General features: G+C 64.5%; 8 protein-coding genes and 1 pseudogene. 2 read left to right on the forward strand and 7 right to left on the reverse strand.

Features of this window, described 5'->3' with window-relative positions; translation table 11 throughout:
* Positions 1-94: 94 nt before the first annotated feature.
* The 5 genes from H5397_RS16590 to H5397_RS16610 all read right to left on the reverse strand — a co-directional run bounded on the left by H5397_RS16590 (position 95) and on the right by H5397_RS16610 (position 4,793).
* The gene (locus H5397_RS16590; RefSeq protein ID WP_182818810.1) at positions 95-517 is read right to left on the reverse strand and encodes a PfkB family carbohydrate kinase; all 423 of its coding nucleotides are present in this window, start codon (positions 515-517) and stop codon (positions 95-97) included.
* Between the two features lie 63 nt (positions 518-580).
* Positions 581-1,522: a nucleoside hydrolase gene (locus tag H5397_RS16595; protein WP_182818812.1), complete on the reverse strand. Its 942-nt coding sequence runs from the start codon at positions 1,520-1,522 to the stop codon at positions 581-583.
* On the reverse strand, positions 1,519-2,955 hold the full coding sequence (locus H5397_RS16600; RefSeq protein ID WP_182818813.1) for an MFS transporter: 1,437 nt from the start codon (positions 2,953-2,955) through the stop codon (positions 1,519-1,521). Before H5397_RS16600 ends, H5397_RS16595 begins: the two co-directional genes overlap by 4 nt.
* Entirely contained in the window at positions 2,952-3,872 is a 921-nt protein-coding gene (locus tag H5397_RS16605; protein WP_182818815.1) for a carbohydrate kinase family protein, read from the reverse strand. Before H5397_RS16605 ends, H5397_RS16600 begins: the two co-directional genes overlap by 4 nt.
* Positions 3,873-3,878: 6 nt before the next feature.
* Positions 3,879-4,793 carry a pseudouridine-5'-phosphate glycosidase gene (locus tag H5397_RS16610; RefSeq protein WP_182818816.1) on the reverse strand — a complete coding sequence of 305 codons (915 nt, stop codon included), beginning with the start codon at positions 4,791-4,793 and terminating at the stop codon, positions 3,879-3,881.
* 108 nt (positions 4,794-4,901) lie between these two features.
* On the opposite strand from H5397_RS16610, the gene H5397_RS16615 reads away from it, so the two are divergent.
* Positions 4,902-5,813 (forward strand): LysR family transcriptional regulator, encoded by a 912-nt coding sequence (locus H5397_RS16615; RefSeq protein WP_182818817.1) that lies wholly within the window; start codon positions 4,902-4,904, stop codon positions 5,811-5,813.
* Between the two features lie 608 nt (positions 5,814-6,421).
* Here H5397_RS16615 and H5397_RS16620 read toward each other — a convergent pair.
* Entirely contained in the window at positions 6,422-6,811 is a 390-nt protein-coding gene (locus tag H5397_RS16620; RefSeq protein ID WP_182818819.1) for a recombinase family protein, read from the reverse strand.
* Here H5397_RS16620 and H5397_RS18610 point away from each other — a divergent pair.
* Positions 6,810-7,765: pseudogene (locus H5397_RS18610) on the forward strand (IS3 family transposase); the annotation flags it as partial. The gene H5397_RS16620 and the pseudogene H5397_RS18610 sit on opposite strands and share 2 nt — an antisense overlap.
* Positions 7,766-7,810: 45 nt before the next feature.
* On the opposite strand, the gene H5397_RS16630 reads toward H5397_RS18610, so the two are convergent.
* The coding region (locus tag H5397_RS16630) for a transposase (RefSeq protein WP_182818821.1) at positions 7,811-8,248 on the reverse strand (438 nt) is incomplete at its 5' end.

Consider the following 8,248-nt stretch of genomic DNA (forward strand, 5'->3'; position numbering starts at 1 on the left):
AGGAACCAGCAGTGGAAAAGCCGGGCACACCGGCAGATACCCCGCACCCTCACACGGCAGAGCTGCTCAACCACCCCCGAGAACGGGGAAATCGTCACCTACAAATCAGCGTCGGCGGATCGAGGCTGAGTTGGTCCATTCGCATTGCGTTCATGGCGGCATTCGCGCCTGGGGTGACAACGATCATGTTGTTGCCGTCATCGTCGACGGTGATGAATGCCATTCCGCTGGGTCCGGGGACTTTCAGCAGGTAGTGCAGGTCGACGCCGGAGGTGGTGAGCCCCTGGAGGGCGGCGTCGGCGTAGGGATCGTCGCCAACGGCCCCGGCCATGGTGACGATTGCGCCGAGTTTCGCGGCGGCGACCGCTTGGTTGGCGCCCTTGCCGCCGGGGAAGATTTCTGGGCCTCGACCGTGGATGGTTTCGCCGGAGGTGGGGATGCGTTGCGTACGGATGGTGACATCAACATTGATGGATCCGATGACCAGGACCCGTTTGGGGGCCGTCTGGGTGTTCATGGGCAGGTCTCCTTGGGACGGGTCGGGGGTGCGGCCGCTGTCTGGCCGCACCCCCTGCCTTCATTACCGGGTCTCGACGGCTTCGATGGCTTGGATGACGAGGTTCCAGAAGCGTTCGTGGTCGAGGTCGACGGCCACCTGGGTGGTGCAGCCTTCGGGCGCGGGCGCGCGGAAGTCGGCCACTGTCATGCCGAGGGTGAGTTCCCCGCGGAGTTCGACGTCCAGGGGGACCTTCTGCGTGGTGACGATCGACGGGTCGATGAGGTAGGCCACGGTGCAGGGGTCGTGGACCGGCGGGTGCTCGAACCCCTGGGCTTCCTTGTAGGCCTTGCGGAAGAAGGCGAACAGTCCGAGGACGAACTCGCTGCACTCAGAGCCGATCGCCTTGATCTTCTCCTCCACCTCGGGGGTGGCCAGCGCCTGGTGGGTCAGGTCGAGGCCAACCATCGTGAGGGGCCACTTCTCGTTGAACACGATGTGCGCCGCCTCGGGGTCAACGATGATGTTGAACTCGGCCGTAGCGCTCCAGTTCCCGGTGTGGTAGCCACCACCCATGAGCACGACTTCCTGCACGCGCTCGGCGATGCGGGGTTCCTTGCGGACCGCGAGGGCGATGTTGGTCAACGGTCCGGTCGGGACGAGGGTGACCGTGCCGGGCTCGTGCTCCATGATGGTGTCGATGATGTAGTCGACAGCGTGGCGGGATCCGATCTGGCTGATCGGTTCGGGTAGCTCGACGCCATCCAGGCCGCTGTCGCCGTGGATGCCCTCGGCGACCTCGACTTCACGGACCAGGGGCCGGGCGCACCCTGCGTGGACGGGCACATCGCTCATGCGGGCCACCCGCGCCACGCTGAGCGTGTTGTGGGTGACCTTGCTCAGGGTCTGGTTGCCGCCCACCGTGGTGATTCCCAACAGGTCGATGGCGGGATTGCCGGCGGCCAGGATCATCGCGATCGCGTCGTCGTGGCCTGGGTCACAATCAAGGATGATCTTTCGGGTCATGGTTGGTTCGCCTCCTTGGCGTCGAGCTCTGCGGGCTTGGGGATGAGAAGTGAGGACAGGAAGGCCAGCACGAGGATGACCGCGCCGGTTGCGATGCCACCCATGTAGCCGGCGCGTGCACCGGCCACGTCGGTGAACAGGGTTGATGCGGCGAACAGCACCGCGAAGCTGAGGCCAGCACCAAGGTTGAACGCCCCCGAGTTCATCCCAGGGAGATAGCCAGGGTTGTCCTTGGGGCTCAGGACGATGCCGAGTCCGTTCAGCATGATGTTGCTCATTCCTGCGTAGGTGATGCCCACGAAGATGGAAATGAACAGGAACAGCAGCTGGTGGGGGAAGTTGGCCGCGAGCATGGTGATGCCCAAGCCGATCGCGGTACCGATCAGGCCGATCTGGAGGACTCGGTTGTAGCCGAGGCGACCTGCCAACTTGCCTGCAACTGGCCCCATCAGGAGCCCGGCGAAGGCGTACGGGGTGAGGGTCACCCACGAGACGGTGTCTGCCGACAGTCCGGCACCCACCGTTGAGTCCTGGGCCAGGTTGGGGATCAACCCGTTCATGACGGCGAACACACCGGTCATCGTCAACGTCGTGGTGAGCAGCAGTGCCCACGTGCGGCGTTGCTTCATGTAGGTGGTCGACACCAGCGGGTGGGCCACGCGCTTCTCGACGTTCCAGAAGACGACGAACCCGATGGCACCCACGACCAGGAGTGCACCGACGAGGAGCCAGTTGGCGGCACCGAGCTTGCCAGCCTCATTGAGGGCCACGAGCGTGCTGCCGAGCGCCACCACCAAGGGGATGACGCCCTTCCAGTCCATCGGGTGGGTCTCCTCAGCGGTGGACTCCCGGATGAAGAACAGCACCGAGAACACTGCGATGGCGCAGACCACAGCCATGACCCAGAAGATCGACCGGAACCCATAGTTGGCAGCAAGCCATCCGCCGGCAAGGGCGTCGACGCCAGCGATACCGCCGTTGATGGAGGTCAAGACCGCCATCAGGAGGGCGTATTGGCGCTCGTTGGGAACCTCGACGCGCAGCATGATCAAGCTCATCGGCACGATCGGGCCGGCAACACCCTGAATGACCCGGCCGATGAACAGGACGGTGACCGAGGGGGCCATCGCGGAGATGGCACACCCGATCGCGGTGATGGCCAACATCCCAATCAGGACCTTGCGACGGCCGATCAGGTCACCCCAACGCGGAAGGAAGAGCGAGAACAGCGCCGCCGCGGTGAAGAATGCGGTCTGGGTGAGGCCGATCTCGGCCGTCGTGGCGTTGAGCTCTCGCTCCATCGTGGCCAGGGCCGGTGACAGCATCGAGGCGTTGAGCTGGAAGGCGAAGATCGCCACCAACAGCGCCAGGACGATGGGGAGGACTGCCGAGGTTGGCAGCTTGTTCTGTTCGACGTTGGCTTGTGTCGTCATGCCAGCGCCTCCTTCTGGGTGTCGACACCCTGCGGTTCGAAGGGGGGCTCATTGGCCCCCGGGCACGCGAGCACACGCGCTGACAGGGCATGCCCGGCCAAGCAGCTCGCGACGAGGTCTCCTTCGTTGGAGAGGTAGGACGACAGGAAGCCTGCGTTGAATGCGTCACCGGCACCTGTCATGTCCCGCACGTCGTCCACCGGCTTCACGGGGACGCTGGCCAGGTGTTTGCCGTGTTGGAAGATGTTGGTCGAGTGCTTGCCTTGACGAGCCAGCAAGACCGCGTCAGCGAACCTCACAAGGTTGGGGCCGGGGGTTTCCCCATCGGCAAGTCCCAGGTAGAGGCTTTCGTCACGGTTGGCCGAGATGAAGTCCGGGTGGCACTCGACCATGAGGTCCAAGAAGGCCGGGATCCCGAAGTGGTCGATCATGCCGGTCGAGGAGACATCCATGGACACCTTGCCGCCGCGACGCTTCACCTCACGCACTGCTTCCTTCACGCTCTGGGCGGTGCTGCCACCCTCGAAGGAGTAGGCCGTGATGTGCAGGATCTCAAGGTCGTCCAGCCAAGCGGGGTCCACCGCCTCGAGTCGTGCGCTCGCACCGCGGCTGGGGAACATCAGTCGTTCGCCGTGTTGGTCAATAAGGACGACGATCATCCCGGTCGTGTCGCGGACCTGCATCCGGACATCCACACCTCGCTGCTCGAGTTCTGTGGTGAGGACAACTCCACCGAGGTCGTCACCAACGCACCCGATGAACCGCGTGGGATACCGCGGTGCGGCGAAGGCGGCCACATTGGCCGCCGAGCCGCCCCGCTGCATCATGACTTCAGACTTGGTATCGGTGGCGTAGCGCACTTCCTCCATCTGCCACACAACGACGTCCTGAACGACGTCGCCTACAACGCCGAGCATGAGACTTCACCGCCTCACGAGCGCGGTCGCGATGTCCAGCGCGACGCGGATGTTGTTGTAGTAGAGCGCGACGTTGGCGTCGAGGCTGCGACCATCGGTCGCCTGGCGGATGTAGTCCAGCAGGAACGGTGTCGAGGCCTGGCCGTGGACGCCCTGCTCCTCGGCTGCGGCCCACGCGCGGGCGAGCACTGCGTCGAGTTCCTCGGGGTCGAGCTGTTCCTCGGCCCGGATCGGGTTGGCGACGAGCACGGCGCTGTTGATCCCCAACTGCTTCTGGGCGGCCACCATCGTCGCAACTTGGTCGGGCGAGTCGACACGTGCGGTCAGGTCGTGGCCGGAGTCGACGACGTAGAAGCCGGGGTAACGATCCGTGCCATAACCTACGACGGGGATGCTGAGCGACTCGAATCGCTCCAGCGTGGCACTGATGTCCAGGATGGCCTTCGCCCCCGAACTGACCAGCACGATGGGGGTGTCGGCCAACGAGTAGATGTCAGCGGACTCGTCGAACGACTCGGCGGCACCGTGGTGCACCCCACCGAGACCACCGGTGGCAAACACGTCGATGCCGGCGGCCTTGGCCAGCAGTGCCGTGGAGGCGATCGTCGTGCCGGCGTTCTTCTTGGTGACCGCCGTGTAAGCGAGGTCACGAACCGAGGCCTTGGTCACGTCGTCGTCGTAGGCCAGCTCTTCGATCTCCTCAGGGCTCAGGCCCACGACCGGCTGACCGTGAACCACACCGATCGTCGCAGGGACACCGCCGGCTTCGCGGACCTGTTCCTCCCCGCGCAGCGCAACTTCGACGTTGCGGGGGCGCGGGAGTCCGTGGGTGAAGATGGTGGACTCAAGTGCCACCACGGGCGTGCCGTTGGCGAGAGCGTCCTTGACCTGGTCGGCGACGCGGAGAGCATCGTTGCTCATGGGACTTCCTTTCAATGGATGGGAGTTCGGTAGTCCGAGCCATCAAGGTAGGTTGGCAACATCATTGCCAAACAGCATCGTTTCGGAATTGGTTGATAGCATTTGTCTATGAAGGTCACACTTGCTCAACTTCAAGTCTTCGTGGCCCTGAGCGACACTTTGCACTTCACCCGGGCTGCGGAGGCGCTCTCGGTTTCCCAGCCGACGATCAGCAAGGAGATCAAGGCCCTGGAGAGGGGGTTGGGCATCCAGCTGTTGAACCGCTCGTCCGGCGGCACCACGCTTACCCCCGCTGGGAGATCGCTGCAAGGTCACGCACGCGCTGTCATCACTCAAGTCACCGAGTTCGAGGCTTCAGCCGAGGTGGTCAAGAGCCACGCACGTCGCGAAGTCCGTATCGCTGCTTCCCCGAGCATCGTCAACCGACTCCTGCCCGAAACGCTTCGCAAGTTCGATGATCGCGACCTGGGGATCACCCTCGTCGCAATCGAAGTTGAGACCGGGGAGGTTGTCGCCGCCGTCGACAGTGGTCGAGCCGACATCGGTGTTGGTCACCACCTCACACGACCGAGACGAGCGACCAAGCGACGCCTGGGCGAGGACGAGCTCCAAGTAGTCATCAGCAGATCGCTTGCTCCCAAGGCAGGCACCCCGCTGGATCTTGGCGGACTCACCCAAGTTCCACTCCTCATGTGGCCCCGCGAACGAAGCCCCGCCTACCACGACGCGATCATCGAGATCTGCCGAGCTCGGGGCCTCGATCCACTCCTCCTCACCGGAACGACGCGAATCTCAGGATCATGGTCATTCTTCCTCGACGACGCTCGCGCCTTCGCCCTTGCGCCCCGCGACTTCGCCGCCCAAGAAACGGGTGGGCACCTTACGGCGCTGAGCCTGAACCCACCCGGCTTCGTCCCGCTCGACGTCGTCTGGATCCCGGGCAACCCGGCTGCCGATGAGGTCCTTGCCATTCTGTGGGACATCACCGGCGACCGACGCTCGGATCACGCTGCTACATGAAGCGGCCGCGTCCCTGAGGTTTCCGCCGGAGACCCTTGGATCACTCTGCTTCCAGGACGGTGGTGGCCGCAGGGGTTTCTCATCTGTGGCGGTTGAACCCGGTGAAGCAGTCCATGGCGACCACCTCCACCCCATCGCGCGATGCCTTGGGTCGGGCGGCGAGCGCGTGGCAGCCCGGAAGCACGCCCGCGGGCGCGTCACCCGCCTCCTTCCACCGTCCATCAAACCCACCCGTCTGATGGGAACCGTCAGTCCCTGGCCCTACGGTCGGGGTCGTGACCGCAAAGATCAGTCAGTTCGGCACGCTCGCCCAACGGATGGAGCACACGAAACGCATCCAAGGACGTCACGCGCAGCACGTCCACGCCATGGTGGGAGGACTGGGTGCCTGGGTTGCTCGTGGCCTGGGAGCGGCGCAATCAGGCTTGGTGGGGACGTGTGATCGTGGTCCGCGACCGCGAAGCACTCACCTATGAGCTCGAAGCCCGCTGGCTCCGGCCGTGCGAGTGTGGTTGTTGAGGTTCGAGTGGCTGGCGGCCGATTCGCTGACACGCCCCTGGAGGCGTTCGGCCGCCAGCTACGCCACCAAGCTAGCGCCCTTGGCGGGCTCAGGAGCCCGTCGACTGTGACGGGTGGTCGGCCAGCATGCGGTAGACCGTGGCTCGGCTGACGCCCATGGCGCGGGCGATGTCAGCGACGCTGCGCTCCTGCGTGGCCATGGCTGTGGCGATCACGATCCGGTCTCCGGTGATCTTAGGAGGGCGACCAACCCGTTTGCCCGAGAGTGCGGCGGCTTCGAGGCCGGCTTTGGTTCGTTCGCGCATAAGGTCGCGTTCGAACTGGGAGAGCAGCGCGAAGAGGCCGAGCATGAGTCGGCCGTTGGCGGTGCGGGTGTCGAACTTCTCGTGAAGCGAGTGGACGGCGATCGGGACTGCTGCACGAGTAGGTGACATTCGATCTGTGGGGCCGTGAGGTCCTGCTGGAAGGATGTTGACCATGCCTAGACCCCATCCGAAGGAGTTCCGTGACGACGTGGTGGCGGTGGCCCGTCGTGGCGAGGCTCCGATCGCCCAGATCGCGAAAGACTTCGGGATCAGTGAGTCGTGCCTGCGGAACTGGCTGCAGCGCGCTGATGTCGAGGACGGCCACCGGCCCGGTGTGACCACCGCGGAGTCGGCCGAGCTGCGGGAGTTGAAGCGCCGTAACCGGCTGTTGGAGCAGGAGAACGAGATCCTGCGTCGGGCGGCGGCGTATCTGTCGCAGGCCAACTTGCCGGGAAAATGATGTACCCGCTCGTGAAGGAGCTCGCTGCTGACGGGATCCCCGTCACGGTGACGTGTCGGGTCCTCAAGCTCGCCCGCCAGCCCTACTACCGCTGGCTCGCCCGTCCGGTCACCGTCAGGGAACTCGAGGAGGCGCACCTGACGAACGCGTTGTTCGACGCCCACCACGATGATCCGGAGTTCGGCTACCGACTCCTGGCCGATGAGGCCCGTGCGGCCGGCCACACCGGTTGTGACCGAACAGTGTGGCGGATCTGTGCGGACAACGGCTGGTGGAGCGCGTTCGGCAAGAAACGTGGCCGCAACGGCAAGAAGCCCGGCCCGCCGGCCCACGACGACCTGGTGAAGCGGGACTTCACCGCGACCGGGCCGAACCAGCTGTGGCTGACCGACATCACCGAGCACTGGACCGATGAGGGCAAGTTGTACGAGTGCGCGATCAAGGACGTGTGGTCCAACCGTATCGTCGGCTACTCCATCAGTGACCGGATGAAGTCCAAGATCGCCGTCGACGCGCTCAACATGGCCGTCGCACGCCGCGGGAGCGTGGCCGGCTGCATCGTGCACAGCGATCGAGGCAGCCAATTTCGTTCCAGGAAGTTCTTGGCCGCGCTCCGCCGTCACGAGCTGAAAGGGTCGATGGGCCAAGTCGCCTCCGCCGGCGAGAGCTTGTCAAGATTTCTGTGTAAGGGATCCTCTTGTTGTTGTTCGAATCTAGAGGTAGCGGTTGATGCGTTCGGGGTAGACGAGGGCGAGTTGGGCCAGAGCTTGTTTCCAGTTCGTCACGATCTGTCCCTCGACGAGCCGGCCGGGGGCCTTGCGTTTGCCGGCGGGTTGGCCGGCTTCCTTGGCGCGGTCACGAGCGCGTTTGTCCTCGATGGTGCAGATCGCTAGCCACAAGAGTTTGACCACCGCAGTGTCGTTGGGGAAGTGCCCGCGGTTCTTCGACACCTTCCGTAGTTGGTAGTTCAGGCTCTCGATGCTGTTGGTGGTGTAGATCACCTTCCGCAGGGCCGGCGGAAAGGCCAGGAACGGGATGAAGCGTTCCCACGCGTTCTCCCACGTCTTGACCGCGTGGGGGTACTTCTTGCCCCACTGGCCGTCAGCGAACGCGTCCAGCTCGCTGCGCGCGGCCTTCGCGTCTGAGGCGGT

Source organism: Propioniciclava sp. MC1683, assembly GCF_014164675.1.
In the GTDB taxonomy this organism is placed as follows: Bacteria; Actinomycetota; Actinomycetes; order Propionibacteriales; family Propionibacteriaceae; genus Propioniciclava.

Excerpts from the sequence above, each read along its gene's own strand:
- H5397_RS16590 (WP_182818810.1), bottom strand. The coding sequence starts at position 517 with ATGAACACCCAGACGGCCCCCAAACGGGTCCTGGTCATCGGATCCATC.
- H5397_RS16595 (WP_182818812.1), bottom strand. The coding sequence starts at position 1,522 with ATGACCCGAAAGATCATCCTTGATTGTGACCCAGGCCACGACGACGCG.
- H5397_RS16600 (WP_182818813.1), bottom strand. The coding sequence starts at position 2,955 with ATGACGACACAAGCCAACGTCGAACAGAACAAGCTGCCAACCTCGGCA.
- H5397_RS16605 (WP_182818815.1), bottom strand. The coding sequence starts at position 3,872 with ATGCTCGGCGTTGTAGGCGACGTCGTTCAGGACGTCGTTGTGTGGCAG.
- H5397_RS16610 (WP_182818816.1), bottom strand. The coding sequence starts at position 4,793 with ATGAGCAACGATGCTCTCCGCGTCGCCGACCAGGTCAAGGACGCTCTC.
- H5397_RS16615 (WP_182818817.1), top strand. The coding sequence starts at position 4,902 with ATGAAGGTCACACTTGCTCAACTTCAAGTCTTCGTGGCCCTGAGCGAC.
- H5397_RS16620 (WP_182818819.1), bottom strand. The coding sequence starts at position 6,811 with ATGGTCAACATCCTTCCAGCAGGACCTCACGGCCCCACAGATCGAATG.